Raw genomic sequence first — 25,453 nt, forward strand, 5'->3', positions numbered from 1 at the left:
CTATTTTAAGAACGTCACCGCTTTATCCGGGAAATCCGTAAACAGCCCGTCCACGTCCGCCTGCTTATACAACACCTCGTAAAGCTGATTCACATCGGTGGCATATGGCGGCAGCTGATCGGCACGCACCGTGTACGGATGCACCTGCATCTTGCTGGCGTGCGCCTCTTTCACCATCGCCGTCAGCTTCACGTGACCCGGCGTTGCGCCTTCCGCCACCAGCATGTGGTAATCCGGCCCGATGCCGTCGGCGTACTGCGCAATCTGCTTCATCGCGCCCGGCTTAAACATCCAGTCGTAGCTGTAGTTCACCCACTTCCCGTCCGGCTGTTTTTCCTGAGTTTCATTCCAGTCGGTATAGGCAATCAGCTGCACCAGATTGAGATCCATCCCCATCTTCGGCTCCAGCTCAGTTTTGATGCGCTTCAGTTCCGCGGCATCGAAACATTGCAGGAAAACCTTATCCTGCTTGCTGGTGTAGCCGTACTTTTTCAGTACCTCCAGCGTCTTCGCGGCAATGTCCTTCCCTTCCTGATGGTGGAACCATGGGGCTTTGATTTCCGGGTAGATGCCGATGTTTTTACCGGTGGAGTGGTTCAGTCCCTGAACAAACTCAATCTCTTCCTGGAAGGTATGGATCCGGAAGTCAGATTTGCCCATCGGGAAACGTCCCGGATAGACCTGCACCTTCTTGCCGTTTTCAATCTCGAAGCCTTCGGTGAACTTCAGGGAGCGGATCTCCGCCAGCGTGAAGTCGATAGCGTAGTAGCGACCATCTTTACGGGCGCGATCCGGGAAACGCTCCGCCACGTCCGTGACGCGGTCAAGATAATGGTCGTGCAGGACGACCAGCTGGTCGTCCTTCGTCATCACCAGATCCTGCTCCAGATAATCCGCGCCCTGGGCATAGGCCATCGCTTTTGCCGGCAGCGTATGCTCCGGCAGATAACCGCTGGCGCCACGGTGGGCGATCACGATCTTATCTGCCGCCAGCGCGGAGCCTGTCATCAGGCCCGCCAGCAGCAGGCCGGTTGCTAACTGAGTTAATTTCATCGCAATGCTCCTTATTGACGACGCGCCAGCACTTCGGCGTGGTGACGTTTTTCACCAATCATCACAACAACCAGCAGCAGTACCGCCAGCACGCTTCCGCCGATCATCACCATAAAGCCGCCGTCCCAGCCGAAGAAGTCAACGGTATAGCCCACAATGGCGCTCGCCGCGACCGAACCGCCGAGATAGCCGAACAGACCGGTAAAGCCCGCAGCCGTGCCTGCCGCTTTCTTCGGTGCCAGCTCCAGCGCGTGCAGGCCGATCAGCATAACCGGACCATAAATCAGGAAGCCGATGACGATCATACAGGCCATATCCACACCCGGATTACCCGGCGGGTTGAGCCAGTACACTACCGTCGCGATAGTCACCAGGGTCATAAAGAAGACGCCCGTCGCACCGCGGTTGCCCTTAAACACCTTGTCCGACATCCAGCCGCAAATCAGGGTGCCCGGGATACCGGCGTATTCATACAGGAAGTACGCCCAGGAGGATTTATCCAGCGCGAAGTGCTTCACCTCTTTCAGGTAGGTCGGAGACCAGTCCAGAATGCCGTAGCGCAGGAGATAAACGAACACGTTGGCGACCGCGATGTACCACAGCAGCTTGTTCGGCAGGACGTACTTCATGAAGATTTGCTTCGCGGTCAGCTCTTCTTCGTGCTTCTCGCTGTAATCATCCGGATAGTCATTTTTGTACTCTTCAATCGGCGGCAGGCCGCAGGACTGCGGCGTATCGCGCATCAGGGCGAAAGCAATAATCGCCACCAGAATGGCACCAAAGGCAGGCATATAGAGCGCCGCGTGCCAGTCGTTGAACCAGGCCATCCCCAGCAGGAACAGCAGCGGCGGAATACCGCCGCCCACGTTATGGGCGCAGTTCCACACCGACACGATGCCGCCGCGCTCTTTCTGCGACCACCAGTGCACCATGGTGCGTCCGCACGGCGGCCACCCCATTCCCTGGAACCAGCCGCAGAGGAACAGCAGCACGAACATGATGGCAATGCTGGAGGTTGCCCATGGCACAAAGCCCATAAACAGCATCACCGCTGCCGCCAGGATCAGACCGGCAGGCAGGAACACGCGCGGATTCGAGCGATCCGACACGGAACCCATGATGAATTTGGAAAAACCGTAGGCGATGGATATCCCCGACAGCGCGAACCCCAGATCGCCGCGGGAGAAGCCCTGCTCTACCAGGTACGGCATGGCGAGCGCAAAGTTTTTACGTACCAGATAGTACGCCGCATACCCGAAGAAGATCCCGAGGAAGATTTGCCAACGCAGACGGCGGTAGAGAGGATCAATCTCTGCCTCTGGCAGTCGCGCCCGATGTGGCGCAGGTTTAAAGATACTGAGCATAACAGCCTCCGTGGCCTTTCAAAAAATGACCGGGCATCTCGCGCCCGGCTACAGAGGCGGCGATGTTAAGAAATCACGGTGAATGTTACTGTGAATCAACGCACAGATTGTTACAGAAATATGACAGAATGCGCAAAAAAGCGCATGAAATCACGTTTCACTTTCGAATTTCGCGCGTTTATGTTCGAAATCAAACAAACCACACGATCAATGTGGCTAAATGCAAAAAAACGAACATAGAGGAAAGGCAATGACAATTCACGATCCACGCTTCAGCGATGTGATTATCATTGGCGGTGGCGCGACGGGTGCCGGCATCGCACGCGACTGCGCCCTGCGGGGATTGAGCGTCACGCTTCTGGAACGCCACGATATCGCCACCGGCGCGACGGGACGTAACCACGGTCTGTTGCACAGCGGCGCCCGCTATGCGGTCACTGACGCTGAGTCAGCGCGCGAGTGTATCGCTGAAAACCAGATCCTCAGGCGCATCGCCCGCCACTGCGTTGAACCGACCAACGGTCTTTTTATCACCCTTCCAGAAGACGACCTCGGCTTTCAGCAAACCTTTATCACCGCCTGCACGGCGGCAGGCATTCAGGCCGAGGCGATCGATCCTGCGCAGGCGCGCCGTCTTGAACCCTCGGTAAACCCGGCGTTACTGGGCGCGGTAAAAGTACCGGACGGAACCGTTGATCCTTTCCGCCTGACCGCCGCCAATATGCTCGACGCGCGGGAACATGGCGCCCAGATCCTGACCGGGCATCACGTCACCGGGCTTATTCGCGAAGGGAATACCGTGCGCGGAGTGCGCGTGTTTGATGCGCAGTACAACGAACACCGCGAGCTGTATGCCGCCGTCGTGGTCAACGCGGCGGGGATCTGGGGCCAGCGCATCGCGGAATACGCGGACCTGTCGGTGCGCATGTTCCCGGCGAAAGGCTCGCTGCTGATCCTCGACCACCGCATCAATAACCATGTCATCAACCGCTGCCGTAAACCGTCTGACGCCGATATCCTCGTGCCGGGGGACACCATTTCGTTAATCGGCACGACCTCAATGCATGTGGACTACAGCGAAATTGATTACAACCGCGTCACCGCTGAAGAGGTGGATATCCTGCTGCGCGAAGGGGAAAAGCTGGCCCCGGTGATGGCGCAGACGCGTATTCTGCGTGCCTACGCGGGCGTGCGTCCCCTCGTCGCCAGCGATAACGATCCGAGCGGGCGTAACGTCAGCCGCGGCATCGTACTGCTCGATCACGCCGAACGTGACGGCATGGACGGATTTATCACCATTACCGGCGGCAAGCTGATGACCTACCGGCTGATGGCCCAGTGGGCCACCGATGCCGTCTGCCGTAAGCTCGGCAACACCGCGCCGTGCGTGACGGCGGAACAGGCCCTGCCCGGCTCGCAGCAATCGACAGAAAAAACGCTGCACAAAATCATTTCACTCCCTGCCCCGCTTCGCGGTTCGGCTATTTACCGCCACGGCGACCGCACCCCGACCTGGCTCGGTGAAGGGCGACTCAGCCGCAGCCTGGTGTGCGAATGCGAAGCCGTGACCGCAGGCGAGGTGCAGTATGCCGTGGAAAACCTGACGGTGAACAACCTGCTCGATTTACGCCGCCGCACGCGCGTCGGGATGGGCACCTGTCAGGGGGAGCTGTGCGCCTGCCGTGCCGCCGGGCTGCTGCAACGTTTTCACGCCACCACGCCAACCCAGTCGCTTGCCCAACTCAGCGATTTTTTAAACGAGCGCTGGAAAGGCATTCAGCCCGTCGCCTGGGGCGATGCCCTGCGCGAAAGCGAATTTACCCGCTGGGTCTATCAGGGGCTTTGCGGTCTGGAGAAGGAGCACAACCATGAAATTTGATACCGTGATTGTGGGTGGGGGGCTGGCGGGCCTGCTGTGCGGCCTCAAACTGACGCAGCGGGGTCTGCGCTGCGCCATTGTCACTCGCGGTCAGAGTGCTCTGCACTTCTCCTCCGGCTCGCTGGATTTACTGGGCGCGCTATCGTTCGCCGATCTGCCGCCTGAACATCCCTACCGCCTGACGGGCGCAGAGAATATGGCCCGCTTTGCCTGCGAAACCGAACACCTGCTCACTGCCTGCGGCGCACGCATGCAGGGTGACGCCGAGCAAAACCATCAGCGCGTCACGCCACTCGGCACCCTGCGCGCCGCCTGGCTTAGCCCGGAAGAGGTGCCTGTCGCTCCCATCGCTGCCGAGCGCGTGCGGGTGGTGGGGATCAGCGGTTTCCTTGATTTCCAGCCACATCTGGCCGCCGCGTCTCTCAGACAGCAGGGTGTTCAGGTGGATACGGCGGAGATTGATCTCCCCGAACTCGACGTGCTGCGCGAAAACCCCAGCGAGTTTCGTGCGGTGAACATTGCCCGCCTGCTGGATAATGAAAGTTACTGGCCGCAGCTGTACGCGGCGCTTCAACCGCTCGGCGAGACCTGCGACGCCCTGTTTATGCCCGCCTGTTTTGGCTTAACGGACAACCGGCTCTGGCGCTGGCTCTCGGCGCGCCTGCCCTGTACGCTCGGTTTACTGCCGACGCTCCCCCCTTCCGTGCCCGGCATTCGTCTGCATACCCAGCTTCAGCGTCAGTTTGTCGCCCAGGGTGGCGTCTGGATGGCAGGCGACGAAGTGAAAAAAATCACCCTGGCTGAGGGCGCGGTAAGCGATATCTGGACCCGCAACCACGGCGACATCCCGCTTCGCGCACGCTATACGGTGCTGGCAAGCGGCAGTTTCTTCAGTAACGGTCTGCTAAGCAGCCGGGATGGCGTGCGTGAGGCAATACTCGGGCTGGATGTCCGGCAAAGCGCTTCCCGCGCGGACTGGTATCAAAGCGATTTCTTCACCCCGCAGCCCTGGCAGCAGTTCGGCGTGATCGTCGACAGCCAACTGCGCCCGCGGCTGGGCGGGGAACCGGTTGAAAATCTTTACGCCATCGGCTCGGTTCTGGGCGGGTACGATCCCGTGGCGCAGGGCTGCGGTGGCGGCGTCTGCGCCGTCACCGCGCTGCATGTCGCGGAGCAGATTATCCAGCGCAGGGAGAGAGCACAATGAACGACACCCGATTTGAAAGCTGTATCAAATGCACGGTCTGCACCACGGTTTGCCCGGTCAGCGGCGTCGATCCGCGCTATCCCGGCCCGAAACAGGCCGGTCCCGACGGGGAGCGTCTGCGCCTGAAGGATGGCGCGCTCTACGACGAGGCGCTGAAATACTGCATCAACTGCAAACGCTGCGAAGTTGCCTGCCCGTCGGACGTGAAAATAGGCGATATCATCCAGCGCGCCCGCGCCCGCTACAGTACGAAAAAACCGACGCTGCGTGACGCGATACTGAGCCACACCGATCTAATGGGCAGCCTCTCGACGCCTTTCGCACCGGTCGTCAATGCCGCCACCGCCCTGAAGCCGGTGCGCAGGCTGCTGGATGCGACGCTCAAAATCGACCATCACCGCAGTCTGCCGAAATATTCTCACGGCACCTTCCGCCGCTGGTATAAATCCGTGGCGGCAGAACAGGCGCAGTTCGCTGAGCAGGTCGCCTTCTTCCACGGCTGCTACGTGAACTACAACCATCCGCAGCTGGGGAAAGACCTGCTGAAAGTGCTTAACGCCATGGGGACGGGCGTTCAGCTGCTGAGCAAAGAGAAGTGCTGCGGCGTTCCGCTGATTGCCAACGGTTTTACCGACAAAGCGCGCAGGCAGGCGAAAAGCAACGTCACCTCTTTACGCGAGGCGATCGTCGACAAAGGGATACCGGTACTGGCGACGTCGTCAACCTGTACCTTCACGCTGCGCGATGAATATCCGCATCTGCTGGATGTGGATAACACCGGCCTGCGCGAGCACATTGAGCTGGCGACCCGTTTTCTCTGGCGCAAGCTGGACAGCGGGCAGACGTTACCGCTGGGCAAATTGCCGCTGAAGGTGGTGTATCACACGCCATGTCATATGGAGAAGATGGGCTGGTCGATCTATACGCTTGAGCTGCTGCGGCTGATCCCGGGGCTGGAGCTGACGGTGCTGGACTCACGCTGCTGCGGCATCGCTGGCACCTACGGATTCAAGCGTGAAAACTACCCAACGTCACAGGCCATTGGCGCGCCGCTGTTCCGGCAGATTGAAGAGAGCGGCGCAGATATCGTGGTGACGGACTGTGAAACCTGCAAGTGGCAGATCGAGATGTCCACCAGCAAACGCTGTGAACATCCCATTACCTTGCTGGCAAAAGCGCTGGCGTAACCGTTGCCGGGGACACTGCCCCGGCACACTCTCACTCTACGAACAGCGATTCCACGACGTTGATCCAGCCGTGCTCACTGGCGACCTCTTTCCCGTTCAGCCAGCGGCGCAGCATGTTCAGCGCCATCATCGCGCACACCTCCTGACGTACGGCCAGGCTGTGGCGGGTAATGCTCATCCTGACGCGCAGGGCGTGCGTTCCTTCCGGCGTTGCCAGGGCAAAGTTGAGGTGCTCCTCATCCAGCCCGCCCACAAACAGCGCCAGTCCGGCGAAATGCTTCACTCTGCGCTCGGATGCCCAGCGCGCCGTCTGCGCCAGCGTCTCCTGCTGGAACGGCACCACTTCACTGGCCAGCAGCGGCGCACCCGCCCGGGTAAGCTGAAGCGCCAGAAGCCCACCGGTAAACTGCTCGCTTAACGTCACGCTCAGCTGGCGGGACTGCAAATGCGCTGCGATCTGCGCCGGCAGCCCTTCCGTTCCTTCGAAAATCAGGCTTTCCCCGGCGACGCGCCGCACTTCCGGCCACAGTGCCAGCATAGCGGCTTTCTCTGACGCCGGTCCGGTCAGCTTCAGTTCAATAATCGGCATGGAGGAGCGATAGCCCATCGACACGCCGGGAGGCAGTTGCAGGTGATCGAGGCTCTGAGCCAGATCGCTTTCCGAGCGACCAAAGGTGGTCAGACGCAGGCACAGCGGCGGTTCAGGCAGCGTAAAGCGCGCGCGCAGGCGCGGCAGGATCTGCTGCTCGACCATCACTTTAAATTCCGACGGCACACCCGGAGTGAAGAACATCAGGCTGCGGTTCAACTGAACGGCAAACCCGCAGGCGGTGCCGACCGGGTTATCAATCAGTTCCGCGCTGGCGGGAATTTCAGCCTGCTTGCGGTTGCTGGGGGCCATCACGCGGCCACGCCCGGAGAAAAAGCGCTCCATCTGCGCCAGCCACGCCTCGTGCAGGACCAGGCCTTCGCCTTTGGCCGTGGCGGCGGCCAGCGCGCTGAGATCGTCGCTGGTGGGTCCCAGCCCGCCGTTCACAATCAGCACGTCGCAGCGTTCGCTGCGCTCGCGCAGAACGTTGACCAGCGACTCAAGGTTGTCACCTACGGTGTTGCGGCGCGTTAACGGTAATCCTTGCTCAAAGAAGAGATCGGCGAGCCAGGCGGCATTGGTATCAATGATTTGCCCATGAAGCACTTCGTCGCCAGTGGATAACATTTCCACGTTTATCATTGTGTTCTCCCATTTCAATGGTCAAAACACTATAGCGCAATCAAAGACTGGGGGAAGAGAGAAACTGGCGCGACTGAACGCCGCGCCGAGAGGATTAGAAACCGGCGCTAACGCCAACGTACGGGCCGTCTGCCAGGGCGTTGTCGCGGTTGCCGTCTTTACCGGCCAGGTTCAGATAGCGATAACCCGCTTCGATGGTGATTGGACGCACGATGGTCCAGCGCGCGCCGGCGTTAGCTTCCTGATAACTGTCGATGCCGCTGGAGAGGGAATCAGGAGAGTAGTAGTACTCACCGAACAGGCCAAAGCTGTCGCCAATTTTCCACTGCAAGCCGCCGCCCACTGCCGCCGCGTAGCCTTCGTCGCCGTCGTTCGGGTTGGTGTAAATGCCTTTACCGCCGACGGTCGCCAGGAAGGGACCCAACGGCACGTTGAAGCCGAGGCCCAGGCTTGCCGCATCGCCGTCGTCGTCGTTATGCGTCCAGCCGCCGGTCATTGCCAGGCCTGCGCTGTCCGTGCCAAGACCGAAGCCCAGATGGGTATAATCTTGTCCCGCCGAGCCGTTGAAGGAAATTGCGTTTGCCGCTGCTGAAACAAACATCAGGCCGCTTAAGCCCATTAATGCCACTTTTTTCATTGTCGTGATCCCGCACAATTTATTCAGAGATGTCCAAAAACCGCGAGATTTTAACCTGCCTGCCTGTGTGATCAATGGACTCCGCGTGCGGCAGGCAATTAGTTTGTAACGATTTGATAATATCGGCATTTATATCAGCATCAGAAAGCGCATTTTCACGCTCAGCCCACCCAGATTTTCACTGGGCATCAGCTGAAGATGGCTGCGGTGCAGGCGGGCAATATCGTTAGCCAGCGCCAGGCCAATGCCGGACCCGGCGGCATCACCCACGTTTTCCAGACGATGAAACGGCAGCATGGCCTGGGAGATCTGGTCTTCAGCAATACCCGGTCCGCTGTCCTCCACGCTCAGCTCAACGGCATCGTTAGCCGTGCGCAGGTACACCGTCACGATGCCCTGCTCCGGCGTGTATTTGATCGCGTTCTCCAGCAGGTTGGCGCAGAGTTCACCCAGCAGCACGTCATCACCGTCAATCATTACCGGCTGCTGTACGCCGTCATAACCGAGATCGATACCCTTGCTGCGCGCCTGCGCCAGCCGGGAAAAGCAGCAGTTTTGCACCACCTGCACCAGATCGACAGGGGCAAACTGTCGCTCCCCCTGCTCTTTTCGCTTCACCGCTGAAAGCTGCAACAGCCTTTCCGTCAGCACGATGGTGTTATCCAGCGTGACGTTCATCGCCCGTAAGCTCTCCTGCCACAGGGCCGGATCGTTACGCGTCAGGGCAACCGATACCTGGGTTTTCAGCACCGCCAGCGGCGTTTTGAGCTGGTGTGAGGCGTCAGCATTAAAGCGCGCCTGTCGCGAAAGCACGCCGCGTAACCTGTCGATATAGCGGTTAAATGCCACAATCAGCAGCCGCGTTTCCGACCAGGGCAGCAGCTCCGGCAGCGGAGCCAGCAGCCCGGGCTCACGGCGCACCATCAGCGAAGAGAGCTGCCGCATCGGGCGCAGCACGCGACGCAGCAGCCACGCGGTCAGGACCAGCGTCAGCAGCACCAGCAACCCCTGCGACACGAGCGAGGAAAACAGCAGCTGAGTGGCCAGATAGCGCCGCGACTGCAACGTTTCGGCGACGTAGATTTCCGCCATGCCGAACACACTGTCCTCGTTAACCGGCTGGAGCAGCTTCGCCACGCGGATCGCCTGCCCGCGATACTCGGTATGATAAAACCACGCCAGCGCCGGATAGTGGGAGGTGCGCGACGTGGAGGGGGGCATATTCGGCAGATCGTCATAGCCGGAGATCGTCCGCCCGTCAGGGTCCACGACCTTGTAGTAGAGGCGATCGTTCATGTTCAGCTCGAAGCTGTCGAGCACGACCCACGGCACGTTCACCTGGAGCTTGCCGTTGTGCACCACCAGCCGCTCTGACACCGTGCGCGCCGAGGATAACAGCGTGCGGTCATAGGCCTGCGTCGCCGCCTGTAGCGCGCTAACGTAGCTGTTAAAGGCTGACAGCCCCCATAACAGCAGCAGCGGCAAACCCAGAAAAAGCAAAAGTTGCAGGTAAAGCGACTGCGGCTTAACCCACTTCATCGCCGCACTCCAGCACGTAGCCCAGCCCCCGGAGGGTGGTGATCCGCACGCCGCTGCCGGTCAGCTTCTTACGCAGGCGGTGAATATAGAGATCGATGCTCTCGGGGCTGACGTCGTCGTTCAGGCTGAACACCTGGTCGAAAAGCTGTTGCCGGGAGACGGGACGGGTCCGACGGTGCATCAGCACCTTCAGCAAAGAGAGTTCGCGCGGCGTGAGGGAAAGGGGTTCATCGCGCAGCAGAAAAAAGCCTTCATCATCGTACTCCAGCTCTCCCAGCCGCTGGCGCTCCTGGGTTCGCCCTTCACTGCGGCGCAGCAGCGCACGCAGGCGGGCATCAAGCTCCTCCAGCTCGAACGGTTTCGGCAGGTAGTCATCCGCCCCGGCATTCAGCCCCTTAACCCTGTCTGCCACGTTGCTGCGGGCGGTAAGAAACAGCACGGGCAACGTCTGCCCGCGCTTTCTCAGCCGATGCACCACCTCCAGCCCGTCGAAACCGGGCATGCCGATATCAAGGATCGCGACGGCATAGTTTTCTCCCTGCAAAAGATGATCGGCCGCCCGTCCATCGTTGACGCAATCCACGGCAAATCCGTTTTGTACCAGCGCTTTTTCCAGCCAGTGAGCCAGCTCACGATTATCTTCCGCCAGTAAGAGACGCATATCACATCCTGTAAAGTTGGTGTCGCAGTGAAAGGGAAATGAAAGGTTATTGTTTTAACAATCACGCAACGGAACCGCTACAAGGTGGTTCACATAATCAGAAAAAAGACACCCGTACCCGTACTCCCGGTTCTCCGGCGTGAGGATAAACGATGAAAAAACAATTACTTTCTACCCTTGCTGCAAGCGTATTGCTGTTGAGTGCCTCTGTCGTCCAGGCGCAGGACGCGCCATCCCGTACCGAATGTATCGCCCCGGCCAAACCCGGCGGCGGCTTCGACCTGACCTGTAAGCTGATTCAGGTCAGCCTGCTGGAGACGAAGGCCATTGAGAAACCGATGCGCGTTACCTACATGCCCGGCGGCGTGGGCGCGGTAGCCTATAACGCCATCGTCGCCCAGCGCCCTGCCGAAGCGGGCACAGTGGTGGCCTTCTCCGGCGGTTCGCTGCTGAATCTGTCACAGGGGAAATTTGGTCGTTATGACGTGAATGACGTGCGCTGGCTCGCCACCGTAGGCACCGATTACGGCATGATCGCCGTGCGCGCGGACTCTCCGTGGAAATCCCTGAAAGATCTGCTGACCGCCATGGAAAAAGATCCGAACAGCGTGGTCATTGGCGCGGGCGCCTCTATTGGCAGCCAGGACTGGATGAAAGCCGCGCTGCTGGCGCAGCAGGCCAAAGTGGATCCGCACAAGATGCGTTACGTGGCCTTTGAAGGCGGCGGCGAGCCGGTGACGGCGCTGATGGGCAATCACGTCCAGGCGGTATCGGGCGATCTCAGCGAAATGGTGCCCTACCTGAGCGGGGATAAGATCCGTGTGCTGGCGGTCTTCTCAGAAAACCGTCTGCCGGGCCAGCTGGCAGACGTCCCAACCGCCAAAGAGCAGGGTTATAACCTGGTCTGGCCGATCATCCGCGGCTTCTTCGTCGGGCCAAAAGTGACCGACGCCGAATACCAGTGGTGGGTGGATACCTTCGCAAAACTTCAGCAAACCGAGGAGTTCAAAAAACAGCGCGATCTGCGCGGGCTGTTTGAGTTCAACCTGAACGGCAAGCAGCTGGACGAGTATGTCAAAAAACAGGTGAATGACTACCGCGTACAGGCGAAAGCCTTTGGTCTGGCGAAATAACCGGAGGCGCTATGAGCGATCGCATTTTTGCCGGGATATGGCTGCTGCTCTGCATTGGCGGCATGTTCGTCGCCTGGCAGATCCACAGCGAATACAGCTATGAACCCGTGGGGCCACGCCCCTTTCCCGTCGGCATTGTCGGCCTGATGCTGCTCTGCTCGGTAGCGCTGCTGCTGCGCCATCCGGATACCGTGGAGTGGCCGCCACGCCGAACGCTGCAACGTCTGCTGGTAATGGTGATTGTCCTGCTGATGTACGCGTGGGGCTTTGAATGGCTCGGCTTCCCGATTGCCACCGCCCTGCTGACGATGGTGATTGGCATACTATTTAACGCCTCGCTGCCTGCGGCGGGGATCTCCGGGGTCGTACTGGGCATTTTACTCTGGTACGCCTTCGACCGCCTGCTGGACGTGACCCTGCCGCTTGGCGCATGGTTTAACTAACGGAGCACGCTATGGATACCTGGATCTATCTCTCTCAGGGGTTCGCGGTAGCGATGACCCCGGAAAACCTGGTGATCGCCCTGATCGGCTGTTTCGTCGGGACCATCGTCGGCCTGCTGCCGGGCCTTGGACCTATCAACGGCGTGGCGATTTTACTGCCGCTGGCCTTTGCGCTGCACCTGCCTGCGGAATCGGCGCTGATCCTGCTGGCGACGGTTTATATCGGCTGCGAATACGGGGGGCGTATTTCCTCGATTCTGCTTAACGTGCCCGGCGATGCCGCCGCCATTATGACCGCGCTGGATGGCTATCCAATGGCGCAGCAGGGACGCGGCGGCGTGGCGCTCTCTATTTCCGCCGTCAGCTCGTTCTTTGGCTCCCTGATCGCCATTGGCGGCATCATCCTCTTCGCCCCGGCGCTGGCCCAGTGGTCGCTGGCGTTTGGTCCGGCCGAGTATTTTGCCCTGATGGTGTTCGCCATCGCCTGTCTCGGCAGCATGATGGCGCAGAATCCGCTGAAGTCGTTTTTGTCTGCGTTGATTGGCCTCAGTCTGGCCACCGTCGGCGTGGATGCCAACACCGGGGTTTATCGTTTTACCTTCGACAGCGTTCATCTCTCCGACGGCGTGCAGTTTATCGTCGTGGTGATTGGTCTGTTCTCTGTCTCAGAAATCTTACTGATGCTGGAACATACCAGCAGCGGGCAGACGCTGGTGCGTAAAACCGGACGTATGCTCTTTAATGCCAAAGAGGGGGCGCAGTGTGTGGGTGCCACCCTGCGTTCGTCGGTGATCGGTTTCTTCGTCGGCATTCTGCCCGGCGCGGGGGCGACTATCGCCAGCGCCATCACCTACATGACCGAGAAAAAGCTGAGCGGTAACAGCGACAGCTTCGGCAAAGGCGATATCCGCGGCGTGGCGGCGCCGGAGGCGGCGAATAACGCCTCGGCCTGCGGCTCGTTTATCCCGATGCTGACCCTCGGCGTGCCGGGCTCCGGCACCACGGCGGTAATGATGGGCGCGCTGACGCTCTATAACATCACCCCGGGTCCGGCGATGTTTACCGAGCAGCCCGATATCGTCTGGGGTTTGATTGCCGCCCTGCTGATCGCCAACGTGATGCTGCTGGTAATGAACATCCCGCTGATCGGCCTGTTCACCCGCATGCTGACCATTCCCCTGTGGTTCCTGGTCCCGGCCATCGCCGCCGTCTCTGCGGTTGGGGTGTACGCAGTGCACAGCACCACCTTCGACCTGGTGTTGATGGTGCTGCTCGGCGTGCTGGGCTACATTCTGCGCAAGATGCACTTCCCGATGTCGCCGCTGATTTTAGGGTTTGTGCTGGGGGAAATGCTGGAGCAGAACCTGCGCCGCGCCCTCTCCATCAGCAACGGCAACATGGGGATCCTGTGGGAGAGCAGCGTGACGAAGATCCTGCTGGCAATGGCGATTATGGTGATTGTCGTGCCGCCGGTGCTGCGCTGGATCCGCCGACGCCAGCACAAACCGCAGCCGGATATCGGCTGATTAGCCCCTCAACAGGGCATTGACCCACTGCTTTAACGCCTGGCGGGAGATTTTAATCCCGCCATTTTTCAGTTCTGACGGCAGCGCCAGCCAGTGTACCGGCTGCTCAAAGCGCGCCAGCCTGCCCTGAACCCACTCCGGCAGCAGCGTGATATCCGTGCCCGGCTGGCATTCCACCACCGCCACCGGGCGTTGCCCGTACTCGGCATCATCCAGCGGAACGACAAACGCCTGGCTTACCTGCGGATGCGTGGCGATAACGCGCTCCAGCGCTTCCGGCTGGATCCCTTCTCCGCCGCTGAAAAAGAGATTGTCCATTCGGCCCAGAATGGTCAGGCGCCCGTCATGCCACTCGCCGCGATCCCGGGTGGCGAACCAGCCCTGCGCATTGACCAGCGGCAATAATGCGCCGTCTCGCCAGTAGCCCGCCGCCATGCTTTCCGCCCGGATCCAGACTTCACCGTTTACCACCTGAACGTCTCTGCCCGGCAGCGCGCTGCCCACGTCCGGCGCGCCGTCGGCCTCTTTGGCGCAGACGGTGGAGGCGAACTCGGTCAGACCGTAGCCGCAGAATGTACGGATCCCCTGCTCGCGCGCCTGTTCGGTCAGCGCAACGGGGATTTCCGCCCCGCCGAGCAGCACGGCTTTCAGCGCGACGGGATGGTGTGAATTAAGCAGTCGCCACAGCTGCGTTGGCACCAGCGAGGCGTGGGTACAGCCCTGTAGCGCCTGCTCAAGCGGCTGTTTTTCGCGTACGGTGAGACGGCCTCCGCCCTGTAACCAGCGCCACAAAATCCCCTGACCGGAGACGTGAAACAGCGGCAGAGAGAGCAGCCAGTCGTCGCTTTCGCCGTAAGGCATCAGCGCCAGCACCCCTTTTGCGCTGGCAAGGTGGGCGGCACAGGTGTGCACCGCCGCTTTTGGCAAACCGGTGGAGCCGGAGGTGAGCGTCATTGAGGCCAGTCGTTCTGCCCGCCACGTCACGCCCCCCTGCCCCTCGCCCTCTCTTAATACCAGCGCGGGCAGACCGTCATACTCACCGTTAAGCACCAGCGCAAAACGCAGGGTCATCTGCGGCAGGAGGACGTCCAGCAGCGGACGGGGAAGCTGAGGGTTCACCGGCAAAATGCGGGCGCCGCACTGAAGCAGCGCCAGCCAGGCCAGCAGGGTCTGCGGGTGGTTGTGGGCGAGCAGCATGACGCCGTCACCGTCAGCAACGCCCTGAGACTGAAAACCGGCTGCCAGACGATCGATACGCTTGCCCAGCTGAGTCCAACTGAGCGTTACATCGTCTAAACGCAGCGCGGGTTTATCGGCACGCCGGGTGCGCCAGTGCCGCCACGGCCAGTCGGTAAAACTCATCGCAATGGCTCCAGCGCCCCGACGTCGAGGCACGGCAAGGTGCTGCCAGGCCACTGGCGAATCAGCTGGGCCTGCATCAGGTTTAGCGTATCGAGACCGGGAACGGTGTCCGGCGTTAACCATGCAGCGATGCGCGACAGCTGCGTCAGGCCGAGGCTGGACTCGATGGATGAACTGATCACCGCCGTCAGCCCTGCGGCATGGGCCGCCGCAACCTGCTCGCGCACCTTGTCGAGGCTGCCGGTCAGCGTTGGCTTAATCACCACGGCCCTGACGCCCGGCTCGGCGGCAAACGCGAAATCGGCTTCGCGCAGGCTCTCATCCCAGGCGATGGCGATGCCGGTTTCCCGGGCGAAGGCGCGAGAGTCGTCGCGCGTTTTGCACGGCTCTTCGAGAAACGCGATGCGGCTGCGGTACGCCGGGTTGACGTACTTCGCAAACTGCTGCGCCCTGAGCGGTGTCCAGGCGCGGTTGGCGTCCAGGCGCAGGTGCAGATCGGGAATGGCTTCCAGTAACAGATTAACCACCATCCCGTCGCGCACCGCTTCGTACAGGCCGACCTTTATTTTCGCCACCTTCTCGCCAGGCATCGCGGAAAGGAGCGCGAAAAGTTCATCCGGATCGCCAGTACAGAGCGGCGCGGCGCGATAGTTCGCCGTCTCCGGCAAACTGCCGTCCAGCTCTGCCAGCGCGCAGCTGATGCCGAACGCGACGGAAGGAACGTCCGGCAGCGCCGGATCTTCTCCCTCGCGCCAGGCGTGCGTCCAGGCCATCAGCGCGGCCTGCGCCTCGTCGAGCGTTTCCAGGCTAAAGCCTGGAAGCGGGGCGATTTCGCCCCACCCTTCCCGCTCGCCCTGCCGGAGATGCATGAAAAAGCCGTCACGGGTTTTTAACCGCCGTTCACGCAGCACCACGCCCGCGTCCATCGGTATCTGCCAGCGGTAAACCTGCGCGCGACGCATTACGGGTTCCGTTTGTATTTGCTGAAGTCTGGCTGGCGTTTTTCGTTGAACGCGTTGCGCCCTTCCTGACCCTCTTCGGTCATATAGAACAGCATGGTGGCGTTACCTGCCAGCTCCTGAAGGCCCGCCTGACCGTCACAGTCGGCGTTGAGGGCCGCTTTCAGGCAGCGCAGCGCCATTGGGCTGTTTTGCAGCATTTCGCGACACCAGCGCACGGTCTCTTTTTCCAGATCGGCGATCGGCACCACGGTGTTGACCAGCCCCATATCCAGCGCTTCCTGCGCGTTGTACTGGCGGCACAGGAACCAGATTTCGCGGGCTTTTTTCTGGCCGACAATGCGCGCCATATAGGACGCGCCCCAGCCGCCGTCGAAAGAGCCGACTTTCGGGCCAGTCTGACCGAAAATGGCATTTTCCGCCGCGATCGTCAGGTCACACATCATGTGCAGCACGTGACCGCCGCCGATGGAATACCCTGCCACCATCGCGACCACCGGTTTTGGACAGGTGCGGATCTGGCGCTGGAAATCCAGCACGTTCAGGTGGTGCGTGCCCGCATCATCCTGGTATCCGCCGTAGTCACCGCGGACTTTCTGATCGCCGCCGGAGCAGAAGGCTTTCTCCCCTTCCCCGGTGAGGATGATAACGCCGACAGTGTCGTCATAGCGGGCATCCGCCAGCGCCTGGATCATTTCTTTTACGGTCAACGGACGAAACGCGTTGCGCACCTGTGGACGGTTGATGGTGATTTTGGCGATACCATCGGCGGATTTGTGGTAACGAATGTCGGTGTAGCCTTCGGAGCAGTCCTGCCATTCAACCGGCGCGTAAAGCATGTGTTCATCAGGATAGATCATAGCGTGTCCTTTGTTCGATAACGCAGTATCTGAGCCAGACTCGCGGCAACCGCTTCCGGGTTGTCCCGGTGGGCGTTGTGTCCGGCGTGAGGGATAGCATGACGCGTGGCGTTAAGTTCAGCGGCGATAGCTGCAAACTTCCCGTCACGTTCGCCATAGAGATAGTCAAAAGAAAAATCACGCGCGATGAGCGCGGGACGTAAATCAGGCTGAACGGCAAGCGAGGTGGCCTCCAGCATCTCTGCCAGCCTCGGGCCGTTGTTCCGGCTGCGCAGCGCGATCAGCGCCTTGCGCTGTTCATCAGTAAGGGAGGCAAAGACCGGCTGTTGATACCAGTCGGCAAAGACGGCCTCCAGCGGCTCACTGCGTAAACGTGATGCCCAGCGGCGGTCAGAGGTCAGCCGCGCCTGGCGCGCATCGGGGTCTTGCAGGCCCGGGTGTCCACCTTCCACAATAACCCCGTCTAACCCCGCTGGATGCTGGCAGGCATGGAACATCGCAATGCGGCCGCCGAGGGAGTACCCTATCAGCCAGTACTTTAGTATGTTGTAACTAAAAAGGGTGTGCGTGAGCAAATCGCTCACCTCTGCAAACCCCGTCACGTCCGTATCCGCTGAACCACCGTGCCCGGGCAGGTCAAGGTAGAGCCGGGGGTAGTCATGCAGCGACGCCCCTACAGCCTGCCACTCGCGACAGTCGCCGGAAAAACCGTGCAGGAAAACCAGCCAGGGGTAGCCTGGATTTCCTGGCTGGGTGACGCCTGCGAGGATCACAGGTGACTCACCTGCGCCAACAGATGTTGCAGCTTCTGCGCGCCGTCAGCATCGTTTACCACCAGTTCAATGAGCGTCACGCCAGGCTGCCGCCAGGCGGTGTTCAGCGCCGTCTCCAGCGCGTCCCAGTTTTCCGGGCAATGGTATTTAAGGCTGAACATGGCGGCGGCGTGTTCGAACTGCACGTTTTGCGGCATCAGATAGAAGCGCTCACGCTCGCTTTGCGGCGTCGGCAGCAACGAGAAAATCTGCCCGCCGTTATTGTTCACAACAATCAGCACGAACGGGGCCGACGCCTGACGCAGGAGCGCCAGCGCGTTGAGATCGTAGAGGGCTGAGAGATCCCCCACAATCGCCAGCGTGGATTTCGCGCTGGCCCTCTGTACGCCAGCGGCGGTGGAGATCAGGCCGTCAATGCCGCTCGCGCCCCGGTTGCTGTACACCGGATAACCCGCCGGCAGCTGCGAAAAGGCGTCAATCAGGCGCACCACCAGGCTGTTACCGACAAAAAGTTGTCCCTGCTCGGGAAGATATTTGCGGATACGGTGCGCCAGCCCGGCTTCACTGAACGCCTCGCACTGCGCTTTGGTGAGTTCCCACGCCTGACGTGACAGCGCCGGGATCTCCACCGCCCAGGGTTTGCGTTTTTCCGCCGGATGCAATTCCAGCCAGCTGTTAATATCGCTCACCAGGCGGCGGCCACGATGGTGTGCCGGGTCAAGGCGTCCTTCGAGCGGGTCCACCAGCCAGTACTCTTCAGGCGTACAGGTGGCCTGCCACTGGAGCAGACGCTTCCCCGTCAGGCTCGATCCCAGCTGGACGACAATCTGCGCCTGCGCCAGCTCGGTGACCGCTTTCGCGTTCCCCAGCCAGAGGTCGGCGCAGGGCAGCGGCTGGCCCGTCTGGGAAAGCACGTCACCAATCAGCGGCCAGCCAAGCGTTTGTGCCCACTCCGCCGCAAGCTTACCTTCCGCCGCACTCATCCGCCCGGCTATCACCACGCCGCGCTTCTGACGCCAGAAGAACCAGTCGCGCTGTTTAGCGCTTTCCAGATGCGTCTGCTCGCGCAGCCAGGGTTTTTCGCTCTCCCACCAGTCTCCCAGCTGCTGTTGCCAGACGAGGCCAGTATCGTTCATTTCACCGTACAGCGGCTCGGCAAACGGGCAGTTAATGTGTAGCCCGCCGCTGCGCAGTGCGTTCATGGCGTGGTCGAGGGTTGAGACCAGCCAGCTGGCGGGAATGTCCTGGGTGGGGCGCGGCAACGAGACCGTCTGTGAAGGATGCGAGGCAAAAATGCCAGGCTGACGAATCGCCTGGTTAGCGCCGCAGTCGATAAGTTCCGGGGGACGGTCGGCGGTGAGTAAAATCAGCTTTTCGCCGGTTAATCCCGCTTCTATCAGCGCCGGATAGAGGTTCGCCACCGCCGTGCCGGAGGTGACGATCACCGCCACGGGCGCTTTACTGACTTTCGCCAGCCCGAGCGCCAGATGGCCCAGACCACGCTCATCAAAATGGGTGTGGTGAATAAAAGCCCGGTTTTCCGCGGCAGCAAGGGTGAGCGGCGTGGAGCGAGAGCCCGGGGCAATACACACATGCCTGACACCATGACGGGTCAGGGCTTCAAGGATCACCGCCGCCCAGCGTCGGTTAAAAGAACTTACTGACATGAGATTGTCCAGTATCAAGAATGCGACACAGTATAAATAATAGAAAAAGTCAGAATTTTGATATGAATCGGGATTGCACGAATCAGTATTAATCCCTTAGGAGAAGGGAACGCAGCCCGGCGGCCTTGTTTTCGATCTCCTGCCACTCCTGCTCAGGATCGGAGCCGCTGACGATGCCCGCCCCCGCATAAAGACGTAGCGCAGCGTTGTGAACGCGGGCGGAGCGTAATGCCACACAGAATTCGCTCTGATCGCGCGATAAATAGCCCGCCGAACCGGCGTACCACTCCCGGTCAAACGGCTCTACTTTCGCAATAAATTCTCGGGCCGCCTGTCGCGGCAGCCCGGCCACCGCCGCCGTCGGTTGCAAAATATGCAGACACTGTTCGTCGTCAGGCTGTTTAAGTTCGGTCCAGATACAGCGGCGTAAATGCTGCACCTTGCGCAGACGCAGCACCTGCGCAGGCAGGATCTCCAGCGTCCGGGTATGGTGCTGAAGACGCTGGCAGATATCTTCCACCACCAGCATATTTTCCCGCTGATTTTTATCGTCGTTCATCAGCCAGTCGCCCAGACGCTGGGCCTGCTTATCGTCAGAATGGCTGGCGACGGTGCCTGCCAGCGCTTCAGTGCGCAGCAGCGTGCCGCGTCGCCGCCACAGGCGCTCGGGCGTCGAGCCGAGGAAGGCATTGCTGGCGTCAAAGACCATACAAAAATGATAGCAGTTGAGGTTTAGGGCGCGGCTGGCAGCCATCAGCGCGATGGCGTTCACGGGCTGCTGGCACTGAACGTCTGTAGCACGTGCGAGCACCACTTTCTCAAAATCGCCGCGAGCAAGGGTATCCGTCGCCTGACGAATCAACGCCAGCCAGTCCGGTTTTTCCGGATGATGGGTTTCCTGGACAATCTGCACGGACAACGGGCGGATCGGCGCGGCGTCGCGCAGGTTATCGACAAAATTCAGCGCCTCACGGGCATCTTCCCGCAGCGACGTTTCGCTCCACAGTTGCAGACGCAGCGTGGCGACCCCGCCAGACCGTCGCCAGAGAAGGCGCGGTAAAAACAGCTTGCCCTGCGCCGGGTTGAAGGCGTTCAGGCCGCAGATACGGGTGTCATTGGCTACGTCATGGGCATGCAAAAACCGCGAGGCCGAAGCCAGAGAATCAAACTGGGCGAGGCTTCCGAGCGCGGCAAGTTCTTCATCGCCGCTGCGCTGTTGCCAGTAAAACTGAGGATAGCATCGCTGCACACCCAGCCAGGCCAGCGGATCGAAGGCGTCGTTTAACGGGAAAGAGACATCGAAATGGCGTAAACCGGGTGTAGCGGGTAACGCTTGCGCAAGCTGAGTGCGCAGGCTTTGCAGCGCGAGGAAAATCGAGTGCACGCGAACCTCTCCCTGTTAAAGCCTTATATTATACGGGGTACTGACGATAAATAGCAGTACCCACGTGTAGGGAGTGGTTTACCGGCTTAACGACGGGCTAACAGCAGACCCAGCACCAGCCCTACGGCCGCACCGACCCCAATGCCCTGCCACGGTTTTTCATGCACATAATCGTCGGCACGATAAACCGCCTGTTTGGCGCGGTAGTAATAATTGTCGGAGGCGTTACTGACGCGGTTTTTCACGTCATGCAGCGCCTGCTCGGCGCGGGCTTTGAGCTCAATGTACTTCTGATCGGCAGGATCGCCTGAAGAGCGCAGCACTTCTTCCAGCGTTTCGCTTAGCAGCGTCAGGTCGTCGTCGACTCGGGTATCCCAGGATTGAAATGACATATTTTTCTCCATGTTAGTACACCAGTCCGGTAACTATAGACAACGTATTGCTATTACGCCTGTTTCGCTTCGCGTGCCATGCCGATGTGTGGGATGCCGTCTTCGTCGTAAATGTCCGTGACCGGGGTAAAACCAAAATGGCCATAGAATGATTGCAAATGCGCCTGCGCGCCCAGGTATAACGCCTTGTCCGGCCACTGTTTCTGGCATGCGTCCAGCGTTTTTTCCATCAGCTGATAGCCCAGCTTTTCACCGCGCGCGCGGCCGCTGATAATGACACGGCCAATGACGACAGGGTCAAAATCCTGTTCGCTTTTCAGAATCCTCGCATACGCCACCAGCTCGTTATCGCGCCAGCCGAGGATGTGCCGGTTCTCGCCGATTAAGTCATCGCCGTCGATATCCTGATACGGGCAGGTTTGTTCAACCACGAAGACTTCACAGCGCAGCTTGAGCAGGGCGTAGAGTGACTGCACGGTCAGTTCGCTGTGGTGTAGATCTTGCCACTGGATCATGTGTTTCTCCTTCCTGGGGTTCATCACGTTATACTAAACCCCTTCCCATTCGGCAAAGGGCTGATTGCGTTATGGAACTGATTTTTCTGGGTACGTCCGCCGGGGTGCCAACCCGCTCACGAAACGTGACGGCGATTCTGCTGGATCTTAAGCATCCTACCCGCGGTGGGCTGTGGCTGTTTGACTGCGGCGAGGGTACGCAGCATCAGCTGCTGCATACCTCATACCACCCGGGGAAAGTGGATAAAATATTTATCACCCATCTACACGGCGACCATCTGTTTGGCCTGCCGGGCCTGCTGTGTAGCCGTTCGATGGCCGGTAACGCTAACCCGCTGACCATTTATGGCCCTGCGGGTATTCAGGAATTTGTTGAAACCACGCTGCGCCTGAGCGGCTCGTGGACCGATTATCCGCTGGAGGTGGTGGAGATCGGCGAAGGTCTGGTGTTCGACGACGGAGATTATCAGGTGCGCGCTTACCCGCTTAACCATCCGGTGGAATGTTACGGCTATCGCGTTGAGGAGCATGACAAGCCCGGGGCGCTGAATGCCGCCGCGTTGCAGGCCGATGGAGTGAAACCTGGCCCGCTGTTCCAGCGTCTGAAGCACGGCGAGACCGTCACGCTGGAAGACGGGCGCGTCATCAACGGTCAGGATTACCTCGCGCCGCCGCAGCCAGGCAAAAAACTGGCTATTTTTGGGGATACCGCCCCCTGCCCTTCGGCGCTCAGGCTTGCCGGGGGTGTGGATGTGATGGTGCATGAGGCGACGCTGGAAGCGGCGATGGAAGAAAAAGCCAACAGCCGGGGGCACAGCTCAACGCGTCAGGCGGCGCAGCTGGCGCGTGAGGCTGGCGTCCGGAAACTGATTGTTACTCACGTCAGCTCACGCTATGACGTCCGCGGCGCTGAAAGCCTGCTGGCAGAGTGTCGGGAAGTATTTCCGGCATGCGAGCTGGCGGAAGATTTTGCTCAGGTCAGCGTTTAGTCCTTCATTTTTCCCTCAGCGTGCCGATAACGATTAAAAGGCCAGCATTTCTCTTGAGGGTAGAATGGATAATTTCCAGAAAGATATTGATGACAGGGCGAACCTGACCCTGTCCAACCGTTTTGAACTGTTGCTGTTCCGTCTTGGCACCTCTCTGAACGAAAATAAATCCGAGCTGTTCGGCATCAACGTGTTCAAATTGCGCGAAATTGTGCCGATGCCGACCTTCACCAAACCGGCGGGAATGAAGTCTCCGCTGATGGGGATGGTGAACATTCGCGACCAGGTGATCCCGGTGATCGATCTGGCCGCCGTCGCCGGCTGCAAGCCAGCCACCGGGCTGAACATCCTGCTGATCACCGAATATGCCCGCAGCGTGCAGGCGTTTGCTGTGGAATCGGTGGAAAACATCATGCGTCTGGACTGGAAGCAGGTGCATGCTGCGGAAACTGCCGTCAGCGGTCGCTACATTACCAGCATTGCCTGCCTGGACGAGAAGACGGATACCAACGATCTGGCGATGGTGCTGGACGTGGAGCAGATCCTGTACGACATCACCCCGGCGAACCACGATCTGCACGCCACCCATCTGGAAACCACCAAATTCAACATCAAGCCTGGCTCTGTCGCGATTGTTGCAGAAGATTCGAAAGTGGCGCGCTCAATGCTGGAGAAGGGATTGCAGGCGATGGAGATCCCGGCCCAGCTGCATATCACCGGCAAAGACGCGTGGGAGAAAATCACTCAGCTGGCCGCGCAGGCTCAGGCTGAGGGCGTCCCCGTTACCGATAAGATTGCCCTGGTATTGACCGACCTCGAAATGCCGGAGATGGACGGCTTTACGCTGACGCGCAAAATCAAAACCGACCCGGTACTGAAAGATATTCCGGTGGTGATCCACTCGTCTCTTTCCGGCAACGCGAACGAAGATCATATTCGCAAAGTGAAGGCGGACGGCTATGTGGCGAAGTTTGAGCTAAATGAGCTATCGTCGGTGATTGAAGAGGTGCTGGACCGCTCGATGAAGAAGATTGAAGGGCCGCTTATAAGCAGGAAGCAGTTAGCTTAGTCGGGTGGCGCTTCGCTTACCCGACCTACAAGACCCGTAGGCCCTGCAAGCGTAGCGCCCTGGGCATATTTTACTCTGTGCGGGCTGGTGCCCTCACCCCGGCCCTCTCCCACGGGGAGAGGGAGAAAACAATAAAAAACCCGCCGAGGCGGGTTTTTTGTTTTTACATCAGCGGCATCGCTCGCTGCACGATATCAATCAGCGGCTGCGGATAGATACCGAAGATCAGCACCAGCAGCGCGGAGATTAGCACCACGATACCGCCGGCGCTGTACTGCCAGTTGGACGGCGCATCGCGGTTGAGCTGCTGAGGCGCGCTCAGGTACAGGCTCACGGCAACGCGCAGGTAGTAGTAGAGACCAATCGCGGAGCCGATAACGACACCCGCCGTCAGCCACCACAGACCCGCCTGCACACCGACGGCCAGCACGTAGAACTTACCGATAAAGCCCAGCGTCATCGGGATACCCGCCAGAGAGAGCATCATCACGGTCATTACCGCAGACAGAATCGGACGGTGCCAGAACAGTCCACGGTAGGAGAACAGGGAATCTGCATCCGGGCCACGGTACGGGCTGGACATCAGGCTCACCACGCCGAACGCGCCGAGGCTGCTGAACAGGTAACCGGCCAGATACACACCCACGGTTTCCATCGACATCTCACCGCTTTGCAGCGCAATGAGCGCCACCAGCAGGTAACCCAGATGGGAGATAGAGGAGTAGCCCAGCAGACGCTTGATGTTGGTCTGGCTCAGCGCCATCAGGTTACCGAAGATGATAGAAACGAACGCGATAATGCCCAGCACCACGCGAACCGCTTCGCTATCACCCACCGGGGCGTACAGGAACAGACGCATAACCACGCCGAAGATAGCGATTTTACTCGCCGTCGCCAGGAAGGTAGAGACCGGTGCAGGCGCACCCTGGTAGACGTCTGGCGTCCACAGGTGGAACGGAACCAGAGAGAGTTTAAAGCCAAGGCCAACAATCATCATGCCCAGACCCGCCAGCAGCAGCGGCTCATGCATCATGCCGTCGCCGAGGCTCTTACCGATGGCCAGGAAGGAGAGGTTACCCGTCTGTGCATACAGCAGCGCGATACCGAACAGCAGGAACGACGACGCGGCAGCAGACAGAATGGTGTACTTGATAGCCGCTTCCAGAGAGCGCTTCTGACGGAAGGCGTAACCAATCAGGCCGAACAGCGGCAGTGAGATCAACTCAATACCAAGGAACAGCGCGGCCATGTGGTTCGCGTTCGCCAGCAGAATGCCGCCCAGTGCAGCAATCAGTACCAGCAGGTAAAACTCTTCTTTGTTGTCGTTGTACCCTTCGAGCCACGGGTACGCAAAGGTACAGGTTGCCAGGCTCGCCAGCAGCACCAGACCGGTGTAGAGCATGGCGTAGCCGTCAACGCGCATCAGCGGCGTGACGTCCATCGCTCCCGCCTGGCCAACAAACCAGAGGGAGACTAACGCAGCGTTCAGACCCAGAACGGACAGGGTCGCATTCAGGAAGTGATTGCGTCGCCACGCAATGGAGAGCATCACAACCACCACCGTCAATCCGACGATCAGCAGCGGTAGCAGCGCGATCAGTTGTTGTGGAGTTATTGTCATGG

At 59.9% G+C, this 25,453-nt stretch carries 23 protein-coding genes; 8 read left to right on the plus strand and 15 right to left on the minus strand.

Going from position 1 to position 25,453, the window contains the following annotated elements; translation table 11 throughout:
- Together glpQ and glpT are read right to left on the minus strand one after the other, a co-directional pair.
- Positions 1 to 1,053, minus strand: a complete 1,053-nt coding sequence (glpQ, locus tag O1724_RS15670) for a glycerophosphodiester phosphodiesterase (protein ID WP_126296724.1) — start codon at positions 1,051 to 1,053, stop codon at positions 1 to 3.
- Positions 1,054 to 1,064: 11 nt separating this feature from the next.
- Positions 1,065 to 2,417, minus strand: coding sequence for a glycerol-3-phosphate transporter (gene glpT / locus O1724_RS15675; protein ID WP_021241541.1), 1,353 nt, complete (start codon positions 2,415 to 2,417; stop codon positions 1,065 to 1,067).
- 250 nt (positions 2,418 to 2,667) lie between these two features.
- Between glpT and glpA the strand changes: the two genes are divergently transcribed.
- From glpA to glpC, 3 genes are read left to right on the plus strand one after another with little or no spacing between them, the layout of a single operon-like run.
- On the plus strand, positions 2,668 to 4,296 hold the full coding sequence (gene glpA, locus O1724_RS15680; RefSeq protein WP_126296725.1) for an anaerobic glycerol-3-phosphate dehydrogenase subunit A: 1,629 nt from the start codon (positions 2,668 to 2,670) through the stop codon (positions 4,294 to 4,296).
- Positions 4,286 to 5,503, plus strand: a complete 1,218-nt coding sequence (gene glpB, locus O1724_RS15685) for a glycerol-3-phosphate dehydrogenase subunit GlpB (protein WP_003859428.1) — start codon at positions 4,286 to 4,288, stop codon at positions 5,501 to 5,503. The genes glpA and glpB overlap by 11 nt, the downstream gene beginning before the upstream one ends.
- Positions 5,500 to 6,690 carry an anaerobic glycerol-3-phosphate dehydrogenase subunit GlpC gene (glpC, locus tag O1724_RS15690; protein WP_047653838.1) on the plus strand — a complete coding sequence of 397 codons (1,191 nt, stop codon included), beginning with the start codon at positions 5,500 to 5,502 and terminating at the stop codon, positions 6,688 to 6,690. Before glpB ends, glpC begins: the two co-directional genes overlap by 4 nt.
- A gap of 31 nt (positions 6,691 to 6,721) precedes the next feature.
- Here glpC and O1724_RS15695 read toward each other — a convergent pair whose 3' ends face one another.
- From O1724_RS15695 to tctD, 4 genes are all read right to left on the minus strand, one after another.
- The gene (locus O1724_RS15695; protein WP_126296726.1) at positions 6,722 to 7,921 is read right to left on the minus strand and encodes a nicotinamide mononucleotide deamidase-related protein YfaY; all 1,200 of its coding nucleotides are present in this window, start codon (positions 7,919 to 7,921) and stop codon (positions 6,722 to 6,724) included.
- Positions 7,922 to 8,015: 94 nt separating this feature from the next.
- Positions 8,016 to 8,558, minus strand: coding sequence for a YfaZ family outer membrane protein (locus O1724_RS15700; protein ID WP_045331086.1), 543 nt, complete (start codon positions 8,556 to 8,558; stop codon positions 8,016 to 8,018).
- A gap of 129 nt (positions 8,559 to 8,687) precedes the next feature.
- The gene (locus O1724_RS15705) at positions 8,688 to 10,097 is read right to left on the minus strand and encodes a sensor histidine kinase (protein ID WP_126296727.1); all 1,410 of its coding nucleotides are present in this window, start codon (positions 10,095 to 10,097) and stop codon (positions 8,688 to 8,690) included.
- Positions 10,084 to 10,758, minus strand: coding sequence for a transcriptional regulator TctD (gene tctD, locus O1724_RS15710; RefSeq protein WP_017693014.1), 675 nt, complete (start codon positions 10,756 to 10,758; stop codon positions 10,084 to 10,086). Before tctD ends, O1724_RS15705 begins: the two co-directional genes overlap by 14 nt.
- 152 nt (positions 10,759 to 10,910) lie before the next feature.
- Between tctD and O1724_RS15715 the strand changes: the two genes are divergently transcribed.
- Genes O1724_RS15715 through O1724_RS15725 form a run of 3 tightly spaced genes read left to right on the plus strand, consistent with a single transcriptional unit; the run spans position 10,911 to position 13,860 of the window.
- Positions 10,911 to 11,891 (plus strand): Bug family tripartite tricarboxylate transporter substrate binding protein, encoded by a 981-nt coding sequence (locus O1724_RS15715; protein WP_023314576.1) that lies wholly within the window; start codon positions 10,911 to 10,913, stop codon positions 11,889 to 11,891.
- An 11-nt stretch (positions 11,892 to 11,902) separates the two neighbouring features.
- Positions 11,903 to 12,334 (plus strand): tripartite tricarboxylate transporter TctB family protein, encoded by a 432-nt coding sequence (locus O1724_RS15720; RefSeq protein ID WP_003859443.1) that lies wholly within the window; start codon positions 11,903 to 11,905, stop codon positions 12,332 to 12,334.
- Between the two features lie 11 nt (positions 12,335 to 12,345).
- A complete protein-coding gene (locus tag O1724_RS15725) occupies positions 12,346 to 13,860 on the plus strand; it encodes a tripartite tricarboxylate transporter permease (protein WP_003859445.1) in 1,515 nt (504 codons plus the stop codon).
- Here O1724_RS15725 and menE read toward each other — a convergent pair whose 3' ends face one another.
- From menE to O1724_RS15765, 8 genes are all read right to left on the minus strand, one after another.
- Entirely contained in the window at positions 13,861 to 15,222 is a 1,362-nt protein-coding gene (gene menE / locus O1724_RS15730) for an o-succinylbenzoate--CoA ligase (RefSeq protein ID WP_126296728.1), read from the minus strand.
- Positions 15,219 to 16,184 carry an o-succinylbenzoate synthase gene (menC, locus tag O1724_RS15735; RefSeq protein ID WP_126296729.1) on the minus strand — a complete coding sequence of 322 codons (966 nt, stop codon included), beginning with the start codon at positions 16,182 to 16,184 and terminating at the stop codon, positions 15,219 to 15,221. The genes menE and menC overlap by 4 nt, the downstream gene beginning before the upstream one ends.
- Positions 16,184 to 17,041 (minus strand): 1,4-dihydroxy-2-naphthoyl-CoA synthase, encoded by an 858-nt coding sequence (menB, locus tag O1724_RS15740; RefSeq protein WP_023314580.1) that lies wholly within the window; start codon positions 17,039 to 17,041, stop codon positions 16,184 to 16,186. The genes menC and menB overlap by 1 nt, the downstream gene beginning before the upstream one ends.
- On the minus strand, positions 17,038 to 17,814 hold the full coding sequence (gene menH, locus O1724_RS15745) for a 2-succinyl-6-hydroxy-2,4-cyclohexadiene-1-carboxylate synthase (protein ID WP_126296730.1): 777 nt from the start codon (positions 17,812 to 17,814) through the stop codon (positions 17,038 to 17,040). The genes menB and menH overlap by 4 nt, the downstream gene beginning before the upstream one ends.
- Entirely contained in the window at positions 17,811 to 19,481 is a 1,671-nt protein-coding gene (gene menD / locus O1724_RS15750) for a 2-succinyl-5-enolpyruvyl-6-hydroxy-3-cyclohexene-1-carboxylic-acid synthase (RefSeq protein ID WP_126296731.1), read from the minus strand. The genes menH and menD overlap by 4 nt, the downstream gene beginning before the upstream one ends.
- Positions 19,482 to 19,569: 88 nt before the next feature.
- Positions 19,570 to 20,865 carry an isochorismate synthase MenF gene (gene menF, locus O1724_RS15755; protein ID WP_126296732.1) on the minus strand — a complete coding sequence of 432 codons (1,296 nt, stop codon included), beginning with the start codon at positions 20,863 to 20,865 and terminating at the stop codon, positions 19,570 to 19,572.
- Between the two features lie 86 nt (positions 20,866 to 20,951).
- A complete protein-coding gene (gene elaB, locus O1724_RS15760) occupies positions 20,952 to 21,257 on the minus strand; it encodes a stress response protein ElaB (protein ID WP_017693006.1) in 306 nt (101 codons plus the stop codon).
- A 53-nt stretch (positions 21,258 to 21,310) separates the two neighbouring features.
- Entirely contained in the window at positions 21,311 to 21,772 is a 462-nt protein-coding gene (locus O1724_RS15765; RefSeq protein WP_126296733.1) for a GNAT family N-acetyltransferase, read from the minus strand.
- 71 nt (positions 21,773 to 21,843) lie between these two features.
- Here O1724_RS15765 and rbn point away from each other — a divergent pair, with 71 nt between their 5' ends.
- Both rbn and O1724_RS15775 read left to right on the plus strand, forming a co-directional pair.
- On the plus strand, positions 21,844 to 22,761 hold the full coding sequence (gene rbn, locus O1724_RS15770; protein ID WP_003859463.1) for a ribonuclease BN: 918 nt from the start codon (positions 21,844 to 21,846) through the stop codon (positions 22,759 to 22,761).
- 64 nt (positions 22,762 to 22,825) lie between these two features.
- Positions 22,826 to 23,830: a chemotaxis protein gene (locus O1724_RS15775; protein WP_003859465.1), complete on the plus strand. Its 1,005-nt coding sequence runs from the start codon at positions 22,826 to 22,828 to the stop codon at positions 23,828 to 23,830.
- A gap of 163 nt (positions 23,831 to 23,993) precedes the next feature.
- Here the strand turns inward: O1724_RS15775 and nuoN are convergent, their stop codons facing one another.
- Positions 23,994 to 25,451: an NADH-quinone oxidoreductase subunit NuoN gene (gene nuoN, locus O1724_RS15780; protein ID WP_003861500.1), complete on the minus strand. Its 1,458-nt coding sequence runs from the start codon at positions 25,449 to 25,451 to the stop codon at positions 23,994 to 23,996.
- Positions 25,452 to 25,453 lie beyond the last annotated feature (2 nt).

The organism is Enterobacter cloacae complex sp. HYC074_NIDB (genome assembly GCF_056673345.1).